The sequence below is a fragment of the Anaerosoma tenue genome, from assembly GCF_023161965.1.
Lineage (GTDB): Bacteria > Actinomycetota > Coriobacteriia > Anaerosomatales > Anaerosomataceae > Anaerosoma > Anaerosoma tenue.
Window position 1 is genome coordinate 182,319 of the sequence record NZ_JALNTY010000003.1, and the last position, 22,030, is coordinate 204,348.

The following is a 22,030-nucleotide window of genomic DNA, read 5'->3' on the forward strand; positions in this document are numbered from 1 at the left end:
TACGAATTCCTATCGGCTCACGTGCACCCGGGGGGTGGTCCGCATGAAGCGTCGGCATCGTATCCTGTTCGCTTCGATCGGGCTGGCGGTGACGGTCGCGCTCACTGTGCCCTCCACCGCTTCGGGCGCTCTCGTGTTCAGCGGCAGCGTGGTGTTGGACACACCGGGTTACTGGTACGGCCAACCGCACATCGGTGGCCGCTACATCGCGACATACCGCGCACGCAACGACGGCACCGACCGGGACGTGGTCGTGTACGATCGCCAGTCACCCTCGACCCCACTCGTGCACGGTGCCGGTGATGGGATCGACCAACACTACACCGACGTTTCGGGAAGCCGCGTGGTGTGGATCAGCAACGCCGAGGCCGATGGCGAGGTCTGGTACGACGACCTCTCGAACGCCACTCCCCCCGCCCGCATCACCACCGACACGCGAGACGATGCGGGATCGGTGATCGATGGGAACACGATCGCGTGGGTCGACGGCCTCGGCAGTGGGCGCAAGATCCGCTTCTACGACCTCGAGCGTCACGCCGCAGGGGTAGTTGACGCATGCAACCTGCCCAACGGACTCTGCGTCGATTCCGGCCGACTGGCATGGATGGACGACGAGAAGGTGGCCGGGAAGCAGGGAGTGTACGTCTACGACACGGAGACCACCGCCGAGATCACCGTGCGAGAGGTGGACTCAAGCGTACGAAGGATCGTCGCGGACTCGGTGGACATCCACGGCGACGCCGTGACCTGGAGCGAGTATCTTGTCAGCACCGACGACAAGAACATATGGGTAGCCAACGTGCGCACGGGCGTTGTGGCCCAGGTGACGAACAACGTCGCCACGCAGACCTCACCGGCGATCTCGGGCGACCTGCTGCCATGGCAGGATGACCGTACTGGCGACAACGACATCCTTGCGTGGTGGGGTCCCGAGACGCCCGGTTACCAGGATGTCGCCACGACGGCAGCCAACGAAGCAGCGCCGGACGTCTACGGACACGCGGTCGCGTATATCGTCGACCCGGGTTCCGACTCCGATATCGCGCTGGCGACAGCGGCACTCGAACCACAGCGCATCTCCGGCGCCAACCGCTACGAGACCTCGGCCAAGATCTCAGCGAACAGGTTCATCAAGTCGGGCACCGCGGTCCTCGCCACCGGCGTCGGGTTCGCCGACGCCCTCGCCGCAAGCGGCCTGGCGGGAGCACTCGAGAGTCCCCTGCTCCTGTCGGCACAGAACGACCTGCCCGCTCCGATCTCAGCGGAACTCGAACGACTGGACACGACCTTCGTCTTCGTGATCGGCGGAGAAGCGGCGATCGGTACCGCCGTCACCGACGAGCTCGATGACATGGGCATCTCCTGGCAGCGCATCGCCGGATCGGACCGATACGAGACCGCCGCCAGGATCGTCCCATACCTCGTCGACATCATGGGTAACGAGAACCGCTGGTGGAGACGAGACGCCTTCTTCGTGCGCGGTGACGATTTCGCCGATGCGCTGGCGATAGCGCCCCACGCGTACGCCATCGGCGTGCCCGTGCTGCTGGTCCGCAAGGACTCGGTACCGGCCGTGACGGCGCAGACGGTGGCGAACTTCAACATCAACGACGGTTACGTCATCGGCGGGACAGCAGCCATCTCGACGCCCACGGCCGAGGACATCGGCGACCTGCTTGGTGACGCAGCGGTACGGTGGTGGGGCGCCAACCGCTACGCCACGGCCATCGAGTGCGCCAGACAGGGCGTGTCCCGCGGATGGCTCGACTACGACCGTGTAGGCGTAGCAACCGGTATGGACTTCCCCGACGCGCTCAGCGGTGGCGCCGCCTGCGGCTACTTCGGCAGCCCGCTCCTGCTCACGCCCCCGTCATCGATACCGGAAGACCTTGACGACTTCCTTGGCACGACGAGGTACGAGCTCGGCGGCATGGAGGTCTACGGCGGGGAGGCAGTGGTGAGCCCTTACGTGTTCGGGCGTCTGGACGACTACCTCTACTGATACACACGGCCGGCCGGAGAACCGTCCTCCGGCCGGCCGGGCTCACTCTCCGGAGCGGCGGGCGGTGGCCATGGTGTGCCACGGCAGCGCCGAATCGTCCACCATCACGTCGACGAACCCAGCGCCCTTGAGGCATTCAGCCAGTCCGGACGGCGTGGCGCGCACGGCCTGCGGTGGCCCCTTCGGGGTCTCCCGTGCAGCCCAGTCGACCACGAGCAGGCGACCACCGGGCTTCAGCAATCGAAGCGCTTCCCGATACGAAGCCGCCGTGTCCACGAACTCGTGGTGGATGTTGATCATGAAGAGCGCGTCGGCGATGGCGTCATCCAGCGGGACATGCGTCTCCCCGGCCAGGACGGGCACGATCCGACCCTCGGCCACGCCAGCACGATGCTCCCGCATCCACTCGATCGCCTCCTCGGCGATGTCCGCCACGTAGACCGTGGCTTCAGGAGCCCGCTTCGCGATGGCCTCGGCGAAGAGTCCGGTCCCCGCGCCGATCTCCACGATCACCGATGCGCCGTCCGGCACGTCGAGAGCGGCGAAGAACAGATCGGGCGGAAGGCTTTCGAACCGTGCGGGATCGTTCAGCTTCTCGAGCTTGGCGATGTCGAACTTGTAGTGTGCCATGCGACCTCCTCTCCCCGGATTCTCCCACAAGGCCGGGGCCAAGCGCCTGGAGTGCTCCACCGCTGGGTATCAGTGGCATAAGGGGCTGCGCGCGTGCTGGGGGGCACGCACGGCTCACAATGGCAGCGCCGTGCATGCGCGGCAACCAGGGGAGGCGCGACATGTCCCGGAACCGGCTCGTCGTCCCGATTGCTCTTGCTCTGATCGCTGTGCTGGCGCTCATGCCGCTCGGGCACGCGAACGCGCTCACGACAGCCGACTACCCGAAGTTCTACCTCGACCGGGGACCGCTGAAGATCGGCCTCCTGCACCAACAGAACCCCGAGATCGAAGGCGAGTTCATCGTCTATCAGTACAGGAACTCGTTCGCGTCCGACCCCAACGAGCAGTTCTGGAACATCGCCTTCCACAACCTCCGGACAGGAAACGGCACGAACTACCCGATCCTCGCCTCGGACCAGACGAACCCCGATGTGGCTGCGGGCAGGGTCGCCTACGAGTCACGACAATCGGGCAACGGTGACATCTACTATCTCGACTTGCGTGAAGCTTCTCCCGGCTCGGGTCGCCTGATCGGCAGCGGTATCGCCGCACAGGTTCGGCCACGCATCAGCGCGAGCCACGTCGTATGGAAGAACCTCGCGACGGATAGCCTCGAGTACTGGGACTTCGCAACGCAGACCATGTCGACAGTCCCAGAGTCCACCGGTGTGGAGCACTGGGACGTGGATGGCGACATGGTCGTCTTCTCGGTCGACGGCAATCCGCAGGACACGCTCTACAGCTGGCGGTTGGGTGAGATGGCGTATCCGGTCGAGGTCTACCCGGGGCTCAGCCCGCTAGCCGGCTTCCCCTCGATACAGCACGTTCGGTTCCATGCAAGGCGCGCGTACGTACAGCTTGCGGGACTCACCTCACGCACCGCGCTGATCGACCTGCGCTGGCGCTCGAGAACCTACCTGCCGGATTTCTCACAGCAGATGACACGGCCGAACCTGTTCGACCGAAGTCTCGTGTGGGAGAGCTGGGAGGCTGACCCCGATGCCAACCGGGCCCTGCACTTCTTCATCGTCGGCGTGAACTCGGTCCTTGACGCGACCAACGACGACACCCAGAACTTCACGCGCCCTTCGCTCTTCGGCAACCGGCTCGTGTACCAGGCTGGCACCAACGGCGACATCTGGATGGCAGCGGACAAGCCCCGCGTCGATCGCACCTACGGGGACAACCGGTATGCCACGGCCGTCGAGATCTCCAAGGCCTACTTCCCCGATGGACCGGCCAACGGCTGGGACGGCAACGTCACGAACAGCTACACCGTCGTGCTCGCCACCGGTGAGAACTTCCCCGACGCGCTTGCGGCCACACCGCTCGCCGCACAGATGGGCGCCCCCCTCCTGCTCACGCCAGGCGCCTCGCTCCCGCAGGTCGTGATCGATGAGCTCAAGCGGCTGAAGCCATGGCGCGTCATGATCATCGGCGGGCCGGACGTCGTGTCCAAGGGCGTCGCCGACACGATCGCGGCGATGGGCGCCAAGATCGACCGAGTGGCGGGTGACGACCGGTACGAGACCTCGGTCGAGGTCGCCCAGAAGTACGCACAGCAGCTCGAGTTCGACGGCATTATCTGGGACAAGGGCGTCTTCGTGGCCCGCGGCGACGCGTTCCCGGACGCACTCGCGGCCGGACCTGCCGCCGCCGGTATGCACCGACCGGTCCTGCTCACACCGCCCGCGGCGCTTCCCAGAAGCGTCAACGACTGGTTCGTAGACGTTGAGATCGAGGACGCGGTGATCATCGGTGGCGTCACGGCGGTCAGCGAACACGCCAAGGCACAGGTCGACGGCCACCTCGCGTGGATGAGCAGTCCGCCCTCTGAGCGCTGGTACGGCGACGACCGCTACGCCACCGCCGCGCAGATCGCCCGCAACGCCTACTATCTCCGTGCGCTCGACTTCGACATGATCGGCATCGCCACCGGCGAGAACTTCCCGGACGCGCTCGGCGGAGGGGCTGCATGCGGCTACTACGGTAGCCCGCTCCTGCTCACGCGCAACACCGCGGTGCCACCGGGTCTCACGGACTTCCTCACGACGCACGAGTACCGCATCGGACGCGGGGACGTCTTCGGCGGCCCGGATGTGGTGAGCGAGGCCACGAGAAGCGGGGTCCGCGCCCGGCTGAAGTGACGCAACCCCGGCCGGCGCGCTGACTGCCAGCCAGATGATCGGCGGCACCGCCCGCGCACTTCGGGTACCATGCGCACATGGACGGACACATGCGGTACATGGACACGCGCGCGCTCGATGATTCACGCCCCGCCTTCAGCAGGGCCGTGGTCAAGGGCATCGCGCCCGGCGGAGGCCTCTTCGTTCCCGAGGCCATCCCGTCGTTCTCGCTCGACGAGGTGCTCGAGCTCTCGGGTATGCCGTACTGGCAGCGCGCCGCCCGGGTGTTCGAGCGCTTCGGTGTCGATGTGCCGGAGGACCGCATCGGCGAGCTGATGCGGGCTGCTTACGGCACCCAGTGGGACGACGAGCGCATCGCCCCGGTGGTGGAGGTGACAGCGGGCACCCACGTGCTCGAACTCTGGCACGGCCCCACCAGCGCCTTCAAGGACATGGCGCTCCAGTGCATGCCGCTCTTCTTCTCCGAGGCGGTCGATGCGATGCAGTCCTCGGGCGAGATCGCCGACGACTTCCTCATCCTCGTGGCGACCTCGGGAGATACCGGGAAAGCCGCGCTGGAAGGCTTCGCCGACCGCGCCCACACCGCGATCGTGGTGTTCTACCCCGATGGCGGCGTGAGTGACATCCAGCGCCTGCAGATGGTGACCCAGCGCGGGGAGAACGTGGGTGTGTTCGGCGTGCGCGGCAACTTCGACGACTGCCAGACCGCCGTGAAGGCCGCGTTCAACGACGAGGCCTTCGCCGCCGAGCTCCACGAGCGCCACGGGCTGCGCCTGTCCTCCGCCAACTCCATCAACTGGGGTCGCCTGCTCCCGCAGATCGCGTACTACGTGAGCGCCTACGCGGACATGGTCGCCGCAGGCGGCGTGAAGCCGGGCTCACCCATGGACGTCTGCGTCCCAACGGGCAACTTCGGCAACATCCTCGGCGCCTACTACGCCAAGCGAGCCGGCGTGCCCATCGGGCGTCTCCTCTGCGCGAGCAACGAGAACAACGTGCTCACCGACTTCATCGCCACCGGCACCTACGACATCTCGGGTCGCGAGTTCGTCACCACACCGAGCCCGAGCATGGACATCCTGATATCGAGCAACCTGGAGCGCCTGCTCTATCACCTGGCAGGCCCCGAGGCTGTGCGGGGCTGGATGGCCGAGCTTGCCGCCAACCGCACATTCACGGTGGACCGCGAGACGTTCGCGGCGGTGCGCGGACTGCTCGTTGCCGACTGGGCAAGCAACGACGAGAGCCTTGCCACCATCGACCGTGTCTACCGGGAGCACGGCTACCTGATGGACCCGCACACCGCCGTGGCGTGGGAGGTCGCCGAGCGGCTCCGAGGGCTCGATCCGGTGCTCGTGGTCTCCACGGCGCATTGGGCCAAGTTCGGCGCGGATGTGCTCAAGGCACTCACCCACACCCCGTACGGCCAGCCGCTCCCGCCAGAGATGCGCGACATGAGCGGCCTGGAGATGCTCGGCCTGGTCGGAACGCTGGCCCCCGGGGCCGCGAAGGTCCCGGATCCGCTTGCGGACCTGTCCCGGCTGAGCCCGCGCTTCGGTGGAGTGGTGGAGGCAGGCAAGCACGGCGTGGAGGATGCGGTGAGGGACTGGCTGGCAGGATAGGCGCTCTGCTGAACCTGCCGGAGAGGAGCACGCAGATGCGCGTGTACGTCAGCTTCGATGACACGGACTGCCTGGGAGCCGACCGCGGTACCGGGAAGCTGGTGCGCTGGTTCACTGAGCGGCTCCCGGAGGGGTGTACCTCGTGGGGGGTCGTGCGGCAGCAGCTCCTCGTGCATCCCGACGTCCCGTACACATCTCACAACAGTTCCGGCTGCGCGGTCCTCGACGTGCCCGACCCCTCGTACCTCCCGCTGCTCGCGAACCTGGGAGCAGCGCACATAGCCGAGCACTTCATCGACGGCAGCGACCCCGGGCTCTGCATAGCCGATGAGAACACAGACCTCTCGGCGATCATCGCATTCGCCAGCCGTGCGGCGATCGAGGTGGTCACACAGGATGAGGCCCGGGCGATCGCGGAGGAAGCCGGCGTCCACCTGAGCGGACACGGCGGCACCGAGGACGGTGTCATCGGGGCGCTTGCGGGCGTTGGCCTCACTGCCAGCGGCTGGTCCGGCAGGCTCGTGGAGTTCCACCGACCACTCCGGGAGTTCCCGATCGTCACCACCGTCGCGGAAGTCGAGGACGCTGGCATCATGGTCGTCCCGGTGGATCGCAACGTCCAGATGCCTAAGCCGACCGACACGCTGGATACGCAGGGGTGGCTTCGGCCACGCCTGTGGGGTGGGCGTCCGGTCGCCCCTGTGACGAGCGCGGGCCCCGACTCGTGGACCGCCATCGGCAAGCAGCGTCTTGCCGGACCAGGCGGCGCCACACCAGGAGGCGGTCATGCCGGCGTGCAGCATGGCGGTGACGACTGGTAGGGCGTCCTGGTCACCGGCTGCCCGGACGGGCGATGATGATGGTGACGCCTCTACCCGGATGCGCGTAAGGTGGAAGGCATGAAGGGTCTTGGAGTCATCGACCAGCAAGTACAACTGAGCGCCATCGCCGATCCGCGCAGACTGGCGATTCTGCGCATGCTGATGGTGCGCCCGATGACCCTGAGTCAGATCGGCGAGCGTATCGGCAAACACCCCGCCTGGGTACGCCACCATGTACAGGTCCTTGTGGCCGCCCGACTCGCCGCTCTTGTCGAAGAGCGAGCCGTCAAGAACTACGTGGAGAAGTACTACGCGGCCACTGCAGGGGCGTTCGAGGCGCATATGGTCATCGCCCCCGAGTCGGACGAGCCCAGAACGCTCATCGCGCTTGGCAGCCATGACCTTGGACTGGCGCTGTTGAGCGAGGATGTCGAGAGCTCGCATGTCGGGCTGGTAAGCGTACCGGTCGGCAGCCTTGACGGTCTGATAGCGCTTCGCCAAGGGCTGTGCGACATCGCAGGATGCCACCTGTTCGACGACGAGCGCAATGAGTACAACACCCCGTTCCTGCGCCATCTGTTCCCCGACATGCCCGTCCTGGCCGTGACCCTCGCATACCGCGAGCAGGGCCTTATCACGGCCCCGGGGAACCCCCTCGGTCTTCACGGAGTCGAGGACCTCTCCCGCGGCGGAGTCCGCCTGGCCAACCGCAACCCGGGTTCCGGCACCAGGGTCTGGCTTGACGCCCGGCTTCGCCACGAGTCCATCGACACCGGGAAGATCCCGGGCTACGAGGACACGCTGTCGACCCACACAGCGGTGGCGGGCGCCATAGCATCCGGCGCAGCCGATGCCGGGGTGGGGCTTCGGGCATCTGCCGAGGCGCTCGGCCTCGGATTCACGCCCCTCTTCATGGAGCGATACGACCTGGTCATGCGCAAGGACCGTCTCAGTGACGACGCCCTGATGACGCTTCTGGACAGCCTGTCCTCGCGACACCTCAAGCGCACGCTGGGCGCGATCGCCGGCTACGACACGGCACACACTGGCGAAGAAGCGGGGCTCTGACCCGAACGCACGGAGCGCACGCGAAACCCCGAGCCATCACCCTGCCCACGCACGCTCGTGCAAGGTACGCTAAACTCCATTCTAGTGTAGGGTGATGACACCCTCGGAGGGTGTCGGCTCGAGACGCACATGGCCTCCCGGCCGCAGCGTGTGATCCCGGCACACCACAGACGATATGGGAGACCGGATGGAGCGACCGCACCGTGGTCGACCCATCTCAAGCGGAAGGAAGGGGTAAGCATGGTGCGAGCGAAGAGCGTGCGAAGACTGCTCGCGGTGATGGTCGCCGCGATGATGCTGCTTGGGGGTGTCATGGTGGCCCCGGCATCGGCGGCCGAGAACTACACACTCGGCAGCATCGAAGCCCCTGCATACGTCATGAACGACCACACGCCGTTCGGTGTGCGGTTCAGTGTAGAAGCGAGCAGCGGGCTAGCCCCGAACGAGACCTACTACGTGAAGCTGCGTCTCAGCCCGAACACGACGCCGTCCAGCAGCGCGAACCGTGGCTTCACCTGGAATCCGGCCACCGGCAAGTGGATCATGGAACGGGAGTCCATCAACGGAAGCCGCTGGTTCGGCCGGCCGACCGTGACCACCGATGAGACCGGGGCCATCAAGAACACCTGGGTCTATGGCAAGTTCGGCAACGAGGGCGAGTCGGGTGACTACTACATCCTCGTCTCCCTCTCCGACACCGGCGACGAGAGCTCGTACAACCCGGACCCGGGCGACGTGCCCATGGTGACCGTGCTCGATGCGAAGACTGAGGGTTCATGGGTGCACAACGGCCTCGCCGGTCTCGCGGCGGCGGACAAGCGCGTGGGTATCCGCTCCAGCGACTCGACCTCCGACGGCAGCCCGGCAACGCTGTACGGCCTCTGGCAGACGGAGGAAAACGGAGTCGATGACGACGGTGACGGCATGATCGACGATGCGTCCGAGGATGTCGGTCCGGCAGGCATGACCGGTGATTACCGCGTCGCACTGCCGATCGCCACGGTGGTCGACATCTACACGAACCGCATCCTGCGTGCCGACGACTTCACCACCGGTGCCGCCGACTGTGACATGGCGGTTGGCGTGAGCGACCAGACCGCCCCGCTTGCCGCGACCGATGCCGCCGCAGAAGCAGCGGCAGGCGCAGTCGACCTGAGCTGGAACGCCGGGAGCGACAGCGGTGGCTCGGGCATCGAAGGCTATCTCGTATATCGGTGGCCGGCTGTGAACCAGTACGATCTGGCCGGTATGACCACCAATCCCCCCGTGCTCATCGGCAAAGCCGCAGGCACCGTCTTCTCCGACACCACCGCGAGGGGCGGCGTGGCGTACGAATACGCCGTGCGCACCATCGACGGCGACAGCAACATCAGCGCTCGTTCCAACATCGCCACCGCAACGGCCATCGCCGCCAACGATCTCGTCCGCGACGATGGTGCGACCCGCTACGAAACGGCGATCGAGACGTCCAAATCCACGTTCGCGGCCGGCTCTGTCGATACGGTCGTGGTGGCCACCGGCAACGCGTTCGCTGACGCCCTCGCGGGATCGAGCCTCGCTGGAGCGTACGACTCGCCGTTGCTCCTGGTAGGCAGCACTATGGGTACCTCACTCAAGAATGAGATCGACCGCCTCGGGGCCGGCAACGTCGTCCTGTTGGGCGGGACCGCAGCCATCTCCGATGACGTCGCCCAGGAGTTCGCCAACGCCGGATACGCGGTGGACCGCATACAAGGCCAGGACCGCTACGAGACGGCCGCGAAGATCGCCCAGGAGGTCGCCGATCTCACCGGAGGCGTACACAGCGCCTACTTCGTCCGCGGCGACGATTTCGCTGACGCGATCGCCATCTCGCCATTCGCGTACGGCACAGCCACTCCCATCCTGCTCGTTCGCACCGGATCAGTGCCTGCGTACACCAGCGCCGCGATCGCCAGCCTCGGCATCACCGAAGGCGGTATCGCCGGCGGCTACGGGGCTGTCAGCAGTGACGCCGAGGACGCGCTCGAGACGCTGCTCGGCAACGCACTCGAGCGCTGGGCCGGAGCCAACCGCTACGCGACGGCAAGACTCGTCGCCGACGCGCACGTGGCGTCGGGAACCGCCAGCTACAACTACGTCGGCGTTGCCACAGGCCTCGACTTCCCCGACGCCCTTGGCGGCGGCGCGGCGGCCGGCAGCTGGAACGGCGTGCTGCTCCTGACCCGTCCGGACAGCCTGGTCCCGGAGGTGAGCAGCGCTCTCAGCGCCAACAAGAACGTGATCGATGAGGTACACGTCTTCGGAGGTACGTCCGCTGTCAGCGCTGCCGTGTACAGCCAGATAGCGCAGATCCTCCAGTAGAACCGTAAGAGCGACATGACAACGAGCAACCGCGAGCAGGGGCCGAGACGACGAACCGTGGCGATCATCGCCGTCGTCTCCCTGCTCGCGGTTGCCGCCGTCGCTTGGCTGGCCGAGGGCCTGCTCACCACCCCGGACGATATCCCGCCGCTTCTGGTGACCCGTGGTGGAGAGGTCCTCGCCACTTTCTCGATGGCGGAGATCCGCGATCTCCCTACCCACGAGGTCTCACAGTTCGGGAAATGGGAGGAAGGGCCCCAGCTGCTGCTCGTGCTCTCGGAAGCCGGGGTGGAGGACTTCGAGCGGGTGACGATCCTCGGCCAGGGCGTCCGCGACGACGGTGAGATCGTCCTCACTCGCGCGGAGATCGATGAAGACGTCGTGCTCGACCTCGCCAACCGCGGCACCGTGAAGATCGCGGGCCCCGATATCGCATGGGCCGACCGCGTACGCGATCTCACCGAGATACGGGTCGAGTGACCCATGGCAGCCCGTAGGAGCCCCGACGGCCGTATGTTCACCACAAGAGAGCTCGTCCTTCTCGCTCTCTTCGCGGGACTCGTCGCCCTTTCCAAGGTCGTCCTCCGCGTACCGATCCACGTGCCCGGCCACTCGGGGATGACCTGGATGGCCATCCTACTGGTGGGGAGGATCCTCGTCCGCAAACCGTGGGCGGGAACACTCATGGGGCTCGTCTCGGGGATCCTCGCGGTTGCGGTTGTGGGAGGCCGGGAGGGGCTTCTCCTGTGGATGAAGTATCTGGCGCCCGGGATGGTGATGGACCTCGGCGCCTTCCTGAGCGGTGAGCGTCTTCACAGCCCCATAGTGGCCATCATCACCGCAGCCATCGCGAACACCGCCAAGCTCGTCACGAGCCTGATCGTCAGCCTCGCCCTCGGCATACCGATGGGCTACCTCGCCCTCGGCCTCGGTCTGGCTGCAACGACCCACATCGTGTTCGGTGGCCTCGGGGGCTGGCTTGGCGCTATCACGGTCAAGGCGTTGCGACGCGCGGGTCTCCCCCATCTTCAGGAGCTCGCCGGGGTACGCGAGGAGACCGCATGAGGAAGACCATCCTCGCCGTGCTGCTGACCTCTTCGCTGCTCCTGTGCGAGCCCGCGCATGCGGCCACATGGACAGAGCCTGATGTGACGTCGCTTCAGGGGTCTCTGGCGAAAGGAGACGGTGAGTACCTCGAGCTTCCGTGGAGCGTCATCTGGGAGCTGGGTTCGATCATCCCGGGCGCCGCACTGGACCCCCGCGCCGTAGAGCGGCTCGGCAACGGGAACACCCTCGTCACGAGCCGTGACACCCGTGGAGTGTACGAAGTGACCACCAACGGAACGGTCGCCTGGTCGTACTCAAGCGATGATGACCCGAACCTGTGGCCGTTCCACGCCACGCGTCTGGCCAACGGGAACACCCTCGTGGTCGATCGCTGGCAGGAGACGGTGCTGGAGGTCACACCCGCAGGCGACGTGGTGTGGCGCTACGGGGTCCCCGACAACCCGATGGACCCGAGCCACCCCGACTACCACCGGAACGACGACCTCGAGCAGCCCGACCCCGGAGAGCTCATCGACCCGTTCACCGCGTTCCGCCTGCCCAACGGCAACACGCTGATCGCCGAGAACCAGGCGTGTCGCGTGATCGAGATCCGATCGTCGGATTATGACCCCGACGCGCCCGATGACGGGTACACGGAGTCGAGCATCGTCTGGCAGTACGGGGTCACGCACGAGCTCGCAAGCGAACACGGATACGCCGATGGCTACCTCGACTGGCCGAAGTGGGCGATACGGCTCGACAACGGCAACACGCTCATCGCCGATGAGACCGGCCAGCGCGTGATCGAAGTCACCCCGGCGAAATCCGTCGTCTGGCAGTACGGACAGTCGGGAGTCCCCGGGTCTGACCCCGGACTGCTGAACGAACCGGTCGCTGCCGAACGCCTGGACGATGGATCCACACTCATCACCGACGGCAAGAACGACAGAGTGCTCCGAGTCGACGTCGATGGGACCATCTTGTGGGAGATCGGCCAGCCGGACGAGTACGGTCTCGATGCCGACGGGCTCGCCGGGCCGAGACGTGCCACGATCACCGATGACGGCACCCTGCTGATCGCGGACTCCTCGCATCAGCGCATTCTGGAGCTCGGCTATGCGGACAGCGGACTCGTCACGTCCGACCGGATCGACTGCGGGCTGCCCGGCGTCCGCAAGGCGTTCTCGGCGCTGACAGCGCAGGTCGACGTGCCCGAGGGCACTTCGTACGAGCTGCTGTACAGCGTGGACGGGGGCACCTGGGCAACCCTCACGGGGGCCGGTCTCCCGGACAGCACGTATGGGACGTTCCTGCAGTATCGCGTACGCCTGTCCACAGGCCGTCACGACGCCTCTCCCCGTCTCACGGCTGTGACGATCTCCTACGAACCCGCCCCCGAAGATCCGAACGACGTCGGAGACGACGACCAGGGTTCCGGCTCATCGAGCTCCGGTAGCGGGACTTCCGGCGGCGGCAGTGGCTCGATCGGCGGCGGCGCGAGCTCTGGCAGAGGTGCCGGGTCCGACACCGTCGCCATGAGCGCGGGAGAAGGCTACACCTCGGGTGAAGCGACTATCGACACGGATACGATGGGCGGAGGAGCCGCTGCCGCTCATCGCGGATGGGCGTTGACACTGGTCGGTGACACCGCCCCCGGCGCAGGTTCACCGGCAGCGCCCTCTCCGGACCCGTTCGGCATCCTGCTGCTCGGGACGGTGTACCTTGCAGGCGCTCTGTCCGTACCACTCACACTGTTCATCCCGCTGCGGCGGTCGTGACGGAACCGATCCGAGGAAGGGGCTCCACCGCATGGATACGATCGCCTACTACCTGACCCACCCGAGCGCACTGATCTACGTCACCGCGAATGCGCTGATGTACCCTGTGATCATCCTTGAGCTCGTGCTTCTGGTCTTCTCGGTGTTCGAGGCAGGACGCTTCACCGTCGAGATGTCCATGCGGCGTCACAGGCGCTCGCTTCCCGCGCTCAGGGATCTCACGGATGCAGCCCGGAAGGCCCTCGCCGGTGGCGACCCCGAAGGGGCGATCGCACACCTCGGCGAAGCGGTGGGCACCTCCGGCTACGGCAAGCGGTTCGCCGGGCGCCTGACTCCGGAGCACATGGGGCGCGCGCACATCGTGAAGCTCCTCGACGATACCGAAAGCGAGGTCCGTCGACGTCTCGAGAGGACACGTATGCTTGTGCGTCTGGGTCCGATCCTCGGTCTGATGGGCACCCTGATCCCGATATCGCCAGCGCTCGTAGGGCTCGCTCAGGGTGACGTGCAGACCCTGTCCGACAATCTTGTGGTCGCGTTCTCGACCACGGTCGTCGGCCTCCTGATCGGCGCCATCGGATACGTCATCTCCACGGTGCGCGAGCGCAAGTACCTCCAGGACATCAGTGACATCGAGTATGCGCTCGAGATCACGGAGTTGTGAGATGGGCTCTCTGCGAGAAACACGTGTCCGAGAGGGATACATACGCCGGGGCCGGCGCGGCCTTGCAGACCACAACGGCGACCCGATGGAGTCGATGGGCAACCTCTTCGACGTGGCGATCCTTCTCGCTGTCGGCTTCCTTGTGGTAGCACTGACTGGATTCGGGCTCAGTGAAGTGATCAGCGGAGAAGACGTCACCATCGTCAAGAACCCGGGCCAGAGCGATATGGAGATCATCACGAGGACCGCCGGCGAGGTCGAGCGCCTCGAGCGTACGGACGACCTCAACGAGGGTCGCGGCTACGCCATCGGCACGGTGTACCGCCTCGAGGACGGTAGCGTCATCTGGGTCCCGCAGGAAGGCACGCCGTAGACTCCGTACCGGTGCGCCGATCGCAGTCGGACCCGAACGCTCAGCGCCGACCCGCACATAGACCTTGCGTGCTACCCCGTGCATGCCTATCCTGTTAGGACACGCTAACCATCTCCTTAGCGTGTCCTCTCGCTAGTCACTACTTCCTACGAATCCAGAAGGGGGGGTCTTCGCGTCCGCGCGAGAGGGACAGTCAGCGGGCCGGGTGGATCGGCCCAGATACTTGGGGGGTTCCGGATGCTCTCAGTAAGAACGCTTTCCTTCCGCGCGATCATCGCGCTCATGCTGGCCGTCGTCCTCACTGCGTGCGTGGGGTGCGCCGGCCAGGAAACCGCACCGGAGACGACCGGAGCGGCGGCAACACCGGCGGAGCCTGACGCGGCTGACGACCTTGCCGGACAGGAGCTCAGTCTGTTCGTGGCCGCGGGCATGAAGAAGCCGATGGATACCGTGATCACGGAGTTCCAGGAAGAGACAGGCGCTGTGGTACTGGTGAACTACGGCTCGTCGGGCGAGCTCTACGCACAGATCGACGCCGGACAGCCCGCAGACCTGTACTACTCGGCTGATTGGCTCTACATCGAGAAGTGCGCCGACATCGACAAGGTGGCCGAGGATCGCAAGTTCCTTCGCGACACCATCGTGCTCGTCGTCTCGCCCGGCGGGCAGGACAAGGTCGCGTCGGTCGAAGACCTGGCCGGAGACGACGTGAGCTTCGTCATCGGCGATCCTGCCGCACCGGCGGGCGTGTACGCCGAGCAGGGGCTGCGGAGCCTCGGCCTCTGGGAGATCGTGTCGGACAACCTCGTTGCGCGTCCGTCCACCGTCAACCAGGTGGCCATCATGGTCAAGGAAGACCAGGTGGACGCCGGCATGGTGTACTCGAGCGTCGCCAATGGGAACGAACTGCCGGTCGTGCAGACCCTCGATCCCGAAGACACGGGTGAGATCGTCTTCGGGGCCGCGGTGATCGATGGCGGGAACGAGGATCTCGCGCGGGCGTTCATGGACTTCGCTTCCGAGCGGGTTGAGGTGTTCACCGCGTACGGCTGGGAAGCGTACGAGTGATGGCGCCCCAGCGCATCAACAAGAGCATAGTTCCGTTCGTGTTCGTTCCGCTTTTCCTGCTGCTCGTGGTCTTCCCCCTCCTCGCTCTGGTGTTCAACCTCGATGTCGAGGGCATGACCGCCACGCTCACCGATCAGGTCTTCTGGATCGCGGTGCGGAACACACTATGGACCGCGTTCCTCGCCTCACTGCTCGGGCTGATCGTGGCGATCGGCTTCGGGTACTACCACCTCTACAGTCAGCAGTCACCGATCTACAAGGTGGCCAACCTCCTCAACGACCTGCCTATCGCCCTTCCCCACACGGTGGCCGGCCTCGCGCTGCTCCTGGCGTTCGGACGAAACAACTTCGGCTTCCTGGGGAACACCGGGCTGGCGTTCACGCTCTTCGCCGTCGTCCTCGGCATGTTCTTCGTCTCATACTCACTCTGCGCCAGAACGATCGCGAGCGGCGTGGACCAGACGGAGCGTGAGGTCGTTGACGTGGCGCGGACCCTCGGCGACACACCGACCCAGGCGTACTTCAAGATCGTGCTGCCGTCGATCGGGGAGGCGGTGTTCTCCGGCTTCGTGCTTGCATTCTCAAGGTCGCTCAGCGAGTTCGCCGCAGTCATCATGTTCGGCGGGAATCTGCCGGGCCGCACCCAGGTCCTCGCCTCCTACGTCTTCACCAAGGTCGAAGAGGGTGAGCTTGAGATGGCGGTCACGGCGGCCGTGTTCTGCATCCTTCTGTCGGTCATGCTCGTGGCCGCTCTGAGCTGGGGGAGGTCTCACTATGCTCACAGTCGAGTCGTTGCGTAAGTCATATGGCCGGAACGAGGTCCTGCGCGATACCGAGATCACGATCGATAAGGAGATCAAGGTGCTCCTCGGCGTGAACGGGTGTGGCAAGTCCACGCTGCTGAAGATCGTTGCGGGGATCGTGCAGCCCGATTCCGGGCGCATCACACTCAACGGGGACGACATCACCAGCGTCCCGCCCGAGCGGCGGCGGATCGGATACGTCCCGCAGAAGGCGGCGCTCTTCCCCCATCTCACGGTCGAGCAGAACATCCTGTACGGCGTCCGTGACGAACGGGACAAGGCCGAGGATCTCGCGCGCCTGACACGGATGCTGGGTCTTGAGGACCTGCTCCACCGTCACCCGCACGAACTCAGCGGCGGCTACAAGAGTCGCGTCTCACTGGCACGGGCCCTCGCCCCGCAACCGGCTCTCATGTTGCTCGATGAGCCGTTGAGCGACATCGATGTGACAACCAAGGAGAACCTGCTACCGGAGTTCCGTGATGTCATCCACTTCATGGGTATCCCGGCGATGTACGTCACCCACGACCCTGTCGAGGCCGCCGAGATCGGAGACGCTTTCGCCATCATGCAGGAGGGTATCGTGTGCACCATGGATTCCGCGGAGGCAGCCTTCAGGCACGTGCGCTGCAACGACCCCTCCGGATATCGCGAGGAGCCGCTGCAGGCGGCGGCGCGCACAGCCTCCTAGCGCATCTCGCATCTTCTTCAGGCCGAAGGGCGCCCGTGTGGGCGCCCTTCGGTCGTCATGTTCATGTGCCGATCGCGGCTCTACAGCAGCGGCAGGTATGCCTCAAGCTCGTACGGGGTCACGCGGGTGTGGTAGTCCATCCACTCAGCCTTCTTGTTGCGCAGGATGTACTCGAAGACCTGGTCGCCGAGGGCCTCGCGTACCAGATCGCTCTTCTCCATCTCCACGATCGCCTCGTCCAGATCGCCCGGGAGCATCCCGATACCGCAGGCGTCACGCTCCGCCGAGGTCATCTCGTAGACGTCATCGGTCACGTCGGCCGGCAGCTCGAGACCCTTCTCGATGCCGTCCAGGCCTGCCGCCAGCATCACCGCGAATGCGAGGTACGGGTTGCATGCGGGGTCGGGCGAGCGGAGCTCCACCCGCGTGGCGTTCTCCTTGCCCGGCTTGTACATCGGTACGCGAACGAGCGCCGAGCGGTTCCGGTGCGCCCAGCAGATATACACCGGAGCCTCGTATCCCGACACGAGGCGCTTGTAGCTGTTCACCCACTGGTTGGTGATCAGGCAGGTCTCGCGTGCGTGCGCGAGGATCCCGGCGATGTAGCTCTTGGCCGTGGCCGAGAGGTGGTAGGGATCGCTGCCGTCATAGAACGCGTTCCTGCCGTCCTTGAACAGCGACTGGTGCACGTGCATGCCGCTTCCCGCCTCGCCGTAGATCGGCTTGGGCATGAACGAGGCGTAGACGCCGTTCTGCTGCGCCACTTCCTTGACGACCACGCGGTACGTCATGACGTTGTCGGCCATCACGAGCGCCTCGGCATACCGAAGGTCGATCTCGTGCTGGCTCGGGCCCACCTCGTGGTGGCTGTACTCCACCTGTATGTCGAACCGCTTCAGCATCCGCACCGTGTCCTTGCGCAGATCGACCGCAAGGTCGCGCGTGGTCTGGTCGAAGTACGTTCCCCGGTCGAGGACCTCGGTACCTTCGGCGTCCTTGAAGTAGTAGTACTCGAGCTCAGGACCAACGTAGAACGTGTAGCCCATCTTCGCCGCGCGCTCGAGTTGCCGCTTCAGCACATAGCGCGGGTCGGCCTCGTAGGGCGTGCCGTCGGGCCGCACGATGTCGCAGAACATCGTGGCCACCGCCTGACCGCTCTGCCGCCACGGCAGGATCTTCAGCGTGGTGGGATCGGGGTACGCGATCATGTCCGACTCCTGGATGCGCGCGAAGCCCTGGATCGAGCTGCCGTCGAAGCCCATCCCCTCGCTCATCGCGTTCTCGAGCTCCTCCACGTCCATCGTGAAGCTCTTGAGGAAGCCCAGGACGTCGGTGAACCAGAGGTGGATGAATTCGATCTTCTGGTCCTTGATCTTCTGAATGACATCGTGCCGTAGTTCCTGCGGCATGACCCCTCCTTGCCGGCGTGACGAAATATCGTTGAAGCGTTCTCGCAACGTGAACACAATACGCTACACTTGCCGAAATCCAAACGCACCATCGGTGAAGAAGGGGGCTTTTCGATGTCAGGGTATGCTACCGAGTTCATGGACGCGGTACGCGCGAAGAACTCGGGGGAACCGGAGTTCCTGCAGGCGGTTGCCGAGGTCGTCGAGTCGTGCAGCGTGGTGCTCGACCGTCATCCCGAGTTCCGCGACGCCAAGATCCTCGAGCGCATGGTCGAGCCCGAGCGCGTGATCATGTTCCGCGTGCCGTGGCAGGGCGATGACGGCGAGGTCCATGTGAACCGGGGGTTCCGCGTGGAGATGAACAGCGCCATCGGCCCCTACAAGGGCGGCCTGCGCTTCCATCCCTCGGTCAACCTGGGCATCCTCAAGTTCCTCGCCTTCGAGCAGGTCTTCAAGAACTCGCTCACCACGCTGCCCATGGGCGGCGGCAAGGGCGGCAGCGACTTCGACCCCAAGGGTAAGAGCGACGCCGAGGTGATGCGCTTCTGCCAGAGCTTCATGACCGAGCTCCAGCGCCACATCGGCCCTGACACCGATGTCCCCGCAGGCGACATCGGCGTGGGCGGACGCGAGATCGGCTTCATGTTCGGCCAGTACAAGCGCCTCCGTAACGAGTTCACCGGCGTGCTCACCGGCAAGGGCCTCGACTGGGGCGGTTCGCTCATCCGTCCCGAGGCCACCGGCTACGGCTGCGTCTACTTCGCCGCCGAGATGCTGGCGGCACGCGGCGATTCCTTCGAGGGCAAGACCTGCCTCGTCTCCGGGAGCGGCAACGTGGCGCAGTACACGATCGAGAAGATCCTCGATCTGGGTGGCGCCGTGGTCACCGCCTCCGACTCGAGCGGATTCATCCACGATCCGGCCGGCATCGACCGCGCCAAGCTCGCCTACCTGATGGAGCTCAAGAACGTCAAGCGGGGCCGCATCTCCGAGTACGCCGACAAGTACCCCTCGGCCACTTACACACCCACCGACCCGTCGCTCGATCACAATCCGCTGTGGGCAGTGCCGGCGGACTGCGCGTTCCCTTCGGCCACGCAGAACGAGATCAACGCAGTGGACGCGAAGAACATGCTCGCCAACGGTGTCAGCCTCGTTGCCGAGGGCGCGAACATGCCGTCGAGCCCAGAGGCCGTGCACGCGTTCGTGGAGACGGGGATCATGTACGCGCCCGGCAAGGCGAGCAACGCGGGCGGCGTGGCCACGTCGGGCCTCGAGATGTCTCAGAACAGCATGCGCCTCTCATGGAGCCGCGAAGAGGTCGACACCCGGCTGCGCGGCATCATGCAGTCGATCCATCAGTCATGCGTGGACGCCGCCGACGAGTACGGCACCCCCGGCAACTACGTCAACGGCGCGAACATCGCCGGCTTCATGAAGGTCGCGCGCGCGATGCTGGCGCAGGGGCTCGTGTAGCTCACCCCCCGCTTCAACGCGATCACGGCGCTCCATGCGCAAGCGAGATCAGGACGCCGCTTCCGGACCCGGAGGCGGCGTCCTTCGTCGTGAGCGCAGACCGTCACCGGCCACTGCGCGCCGCCCTTGACGTACTACTTGTAACTTCTGTTACAATAGCGCCCGTCCGTTCTTCACAGGGTGAAAGGGGTCGCTAATGGCTGGATTCGAAGGCAAGGTCGCGTTCATCACCGGCGCAGGTTCTGGTATCGGCCGTGAGGCCGCGCTCGGTTTCGCGCGCCAGGGCGCAAAGGTCGTCGTCTCGGACGTCGATGAGGCCGCAGGGGCCGACACCGTCTCGGCGATCGAGACGGCGGGCGGCACCGCGATGTTCGTACGCGCCAACGTCGCCGAGGCAGCCGAGGTGGAGGCGGCGATCGCCGCAGCCGTCGAGGCGTATGGCGGACTCCATATCGTGGTCAACAACGCCGGTATCGGCGGCGAAGCCGGACCCACGGGCGAGTACTCGCTCGAGGGATGGCACAAGGTCATCGACATCAACCTGAACGGCGTCTTCTACGGCATGCGGTACGGCATCCCGGCGATCCTCGCCTCCGGTGGCGGCTCGATCGTCAACGTCTCGAGCATCCTCGGACTCGTGGGCTGGGCAACGGCTCCCGCATACGTCGCAGCCAAGCACGGCGTCTCGGGCCTCACCAAGGCGGCGGCTACCGAGTATGCGCAGCAGGGACTGCGGGTCAACTCGGTCCACCCCGGGTTCATCGAGACGCCGCTCCTTACCAAGGCCGGGATCACCCCGGGCTCGGACGGATATGCGTTCATCGCCGGCAAGCATGCGATGAACCGGCTGGGCACCGCGGATGAGGTCGCGAACCTCATCGTCTGGCTCGCATCCGACGAAGCTTCGTTCGTCACCGGCTCCAACGTGGCCGTGGATGGAGGCTACACCTGCCAGTAGACGGCATGTAGCCCGCGCGCTCCACACCGGTGTTCGCGCATACCAAGGCCCGCCGACGACCACTCAGGGTCCGTTCGGCGGGCCTTCTCACGATATTGGCACGCACATTGCTTGCATACTCGCGAGCAGTGCGACCCGCAATCCCTCCCCCCTCGGACGCGGGGAATCGCCGCTCACATGAAACGAGGCGCGTCCCCCCACGCGCCTCGTTCCTTTTTTCCCGGCGATACTCGCGCTACCCGAACCGCCCTGTGATGTACGACTCCGTTCGCGAGTCATCCGGATTGGTGAACATCTTCTTCGTGTCGCCCATCTCCACGAGGTGTGCGGGCTCCTCCAGACTCTCGCGCAGCATGAACGCCGTCTGGTTGGATATGCGGGCCGCCTGCTGCATGTTGTGGGTGACGATGACGATCGTCACCGAGTCCTTCAGCTCGGCGATGGTGTCTTCGATCTGCTGCGTGGAGATAGGGTCGAGCGCGGAAGCGGGCTCGTCCATGAGGATCACCTCCGGCTTGGTCGCCAGCGCGCGTGCGATGCACAGCCGCTGCTGCTGGCCCCCCGAGAGCTCGAAGGCGTGCTTCTTGAGACTCTTCTTCACCTCGTCCCACAGCGCAGCGCCCCTGAGCGACTCTTCCACGAGCGGATCGAGCTCGGACTTCCTGCGGATGCCCTGGGTGCGGGGACCATATGCGATGTTGTCGTAGATGCTCATCGGGAACGGGTTGGGTCTCTGGAAGACCTGGCCTACGCGCATGCGTAGCTCGACCGGGTCCATAGCCTTGCCCATGATGTCCGCGCCGTCGAGGGTGATGCGACCGTCCACGTGAACGTTGCCGATCTCGTCGTTCATGCGGTTGAGACAGCGCAGAAGCGTCGACTTGCCGCACCCCGACGGACCTATGAGCGCGGTCACCGAGCGCGCGGGGATCTCCATGCCGACCCCCTCGATGACGCGGTCACGACCGTACGCCACCGAGACGCCCGAGAGCGAGAACGTCCCACGGACGGCCGCCGACGCATCCTCGCGTGTCGCAACGTCCACCGCATCGTCCGCTACGACGGATCCGGCGGTGTACGCCAGCGTC

Annotated in this window: 19 protein-coding genes; 16 read left to right on the plus strand and 3 right to left on the minus strand. The window is 65.6% G+C overall.

Features of this window, described 5'->3' with window-relative positions; genetic code table 11:
* Positions 1-43: 43 nt before the first annotated feature.
* Positions 44-2,002: a cell wall-binding repeat-containing protein gene (locus tag MSB02_RS08525; protein WP_267194813.1), complete on the plus strand. Its 1,959-nt coding sequence runs from the start codon at positions 44-46 to the stop codon at positions 2,000-2,002.
* A 42-nt stretch (positions 2,003-2,044) separates the two neighbouring features.
* On the opposite strand, the gene MSB02_RS08530 is transcribed toward MSB02_RS08525, so the two are convergent.
* Complete coding sequence (locus MSB02_RS08530; protein WP_267194814.1) at positions 2,045-2,632, minus strand: class I SAM-dependent methyltransferase; 588 nt, start codon at positions 2,630-2,632, stop codon at positions 2,045-2,047.
* Between the two features lie 161 nt (positions 2,633-2,793).
* Here MSB02_RS08530 and MSB02_RS08535 point away from each other — a divergent pair, with 161 nt between their 5' ends.
* The 13 genes from MSB02_RS08535 to MSB02_RS08595 all read left to right on the plus strand — a co-directional run bounded on the left by MSB02_RS08535 (position 2,794) and on the right by MSB02_RS08595 (position 17,099).
* On the plus strand, positions 2,794-4,821 hold the full coding sequence (locus MSB02_RS08535; protein ID WP_267194815.1) for a cell wall-binding repeat-containing protein: 2,028 nt from the start codon (positions 2,794-2,796) through the stop codon (positions 4,819-4,821).
* An 89-nt stretch (positions 4,822-4,910) separates the two neighbouring features.
* Positions 4,911-6,443: a threonine synthase gene (gene thrC / locus MSB02_RS08540; RefSeq protein WP_267194816.1), complete on the plus strand. Its 1,533-nt coding sequence runs from the start codon at positions 4,911-4,913 to the stop codon at positions 6,441-6,443.
* Between the two features lie 35 nt (positions 6,444-6,478).
* Entirely contained in the window at positions 6,479-7,264 is a 786-nt protein-coding gene (locus MSB02_RS08545) for a hypothetical protein (RefSeq protein WP_267194817.1), read from the plus strand.
* A gap of 78 nt (positions 7,265-7,342) precedes the next feature.
* Positions 7,343-8,332: a substrate-binding domain-containing protein gene (locus MSB02_RS08550; protein ID WP_267194818.1), complete on the plus strand. Its 990-nt coding sequence runs from the start codon at positions 7,343-7,345 to the stop codon at positions 8,330-8,332.
* Positions 8,333-8,572: 240 nt separating this feature from the next.
* On the plus strand, positions 8,573-10,675 hold the full coding sequence (locus tag MSB02_RS08555; protein ID WP_267194819.1) for a cell wall-binding repeat-containing protein: 2,103 nt from the start codon (positions 8,573-8,575) through the stop codon (positions 10,673-10,675).
* Between the two features lie 15 nt (positions 10,676-10,690).
* Positions 10,691-11,155, plus strand: a complete 465-nt coding sequence (locus MSB02_RS08560) for a hypothetical protein (protein WP_267194820.1) — start codon at positions 10,691-10,693, stop codon at positions 11,153-11,155.
* A gap of 33 nt (positions 11,156-11,188) precedes the next feature.
* A complete protein-coding gene (locus tag MSB02_RS08565) occupies positions 11,189-11,740 on the plus strand; it encodes a hypothetical protein (RefSeq protein WP_267194821.1) in 552 nt (183 codons plus the stop codon).
* The gene (locus MSB02_RS08570; protein WP_267194822.1) at positions 11,737-13,500 is read left to right on the plus strand and encodes an NHL repeat-containing protein; all 1,764 of its coding nucleotides are present in this window, start codon (positions 11,737-11,739) and stop codon (positions 13,498-13,500) included. Before MSB02_RS08565 ends, MSB02_RS08570 begins: the two co-directional genes overlap by 4 nt.
* Positions 13,501-13,531: 31 nt before the next feature.
* The gene (locus MSB02_RS08575) at positions 13,532-14,164 is read left to right on the plus strand and encodes a MotA/TolQ/ExbB proton channel family protein (RefSeq protein WP_267194823.1); all 633 of its coding nucleotides are present in this window, start codon (positions 13,532-13,534) and stop codon (positions 14,162-14,164) included.
* Positions 14,165-14,258: 94 nt separating this feature from the next.
* Complete coding sequence (locus MSB02_RS08580) at positions 14,259-14,537, plus strand: DUF2149 domain-containing protein (protein WP_267194824.1); 279 nt, start codon at positions 14,259-14,261, stop codon at positions 14,535-14,537.
* 237 nt (positions 14,538-14,774) lie between these two features.
* On the plus strand, positions 14,775-15,605 hold the full coding sequence (gene modA, locus MSB02_RS08585) for a molybdate ABC transporter substrate-binding protein (protein WP_267194825.1): 831 nt from the start codon (positions 14,775-14,777) through the stop codon (positions 15,603-15,605).
* The gene (locus tag MSB02_RS08590) at positions 15,605-16,405 is read left to right on the plus strand and encodes an ABC transporter permease (RefSeq protein WP_267194826.1); all 801 of its coding nucleotides are present in this window, start codon (positions 15,605-15,607) and stop codon (positions 16,403-16,405) included. The genes modA and MSB02_RS08590 overlap by 1 nt, the downstream gene beginning before the upstream one ends.
* Positions 16,380-17,099, plus strand: coding sequence for an ABC transporter ATP-binding protein (locus MSB02_RS08595; RefSeq protein ID WP_267194827.1), 720 nt, complete (start codon positions 16,380-16,382; stop codon positions 17,097-17,099). The genes MSB02_RS08590 and MSB02_RS08595 overlap by 26 nt, the downstream gene beginning before the upstream one ends.
* An 80-nt stretch (positions 17,100-17,179) precedes the next feature.
* Here the strand turns inward: MSB02_RS08595 and MSB02_RS08600 are convergent, their stop codons facing one another.
* Complete coding sequence (locus tag MSB02_RS08600; protein ID WP_267194828.1) at positions 17,180-18,508, minus strand: glutamine synthetase family protein; 1,329 nt, start codon at positions 18,506-18,508, stop codon at positions 17,180-17,182.
* A gap of 114 nt (positions 18,509-18,622) precedes the next feature.
* On the opposite strand from MSB02_RS08600, the gene gdhA reads away from it, so the two are divergent.
* Positions 18,623-19,984, plus strand: coding sequence for an NADP-specific glutamate dehydrogenase (gene gdhA / locus MSB02_RS08605; RefSeq protein WP_267194829.1), 1,362 nt, complete (start codon positions 18,623-18,625; stop codon positions 19,982-19,984).
* 196 nt (positions 19,985-20,180) lie between these two features.
* A complete protein-coding gene (locus MSB02_RS08610) occupies positions 20,181-20,942 on the plus strand; it encodes an SDR family NAD(P)-dependent oxidoreductase (protein WP_267194830.1) in 762 nt (253 codons plus the stop codon).
* A gap of 235 nt (positions 20,943-21,177) precedes the next feature.
* On the opposite strand, the gene pstB is transcribed toward MSB02_RS08610, so the two are convergent.
* Positions 21,178-21,987: a phosphate ABC transporter ATP-binding protein PstB gene (gene pstB, locus MSB02_RS08615; RefSeq protein ID WP_267195008.1), complete on the minus strand. Its 810-nt coding sequence runs from the start codon at positions 21,985-21,987 to the stop codon at positions 21,178-21,180.
* Positions 21,988-22,030: the final 43 nt, after the last annotated feature.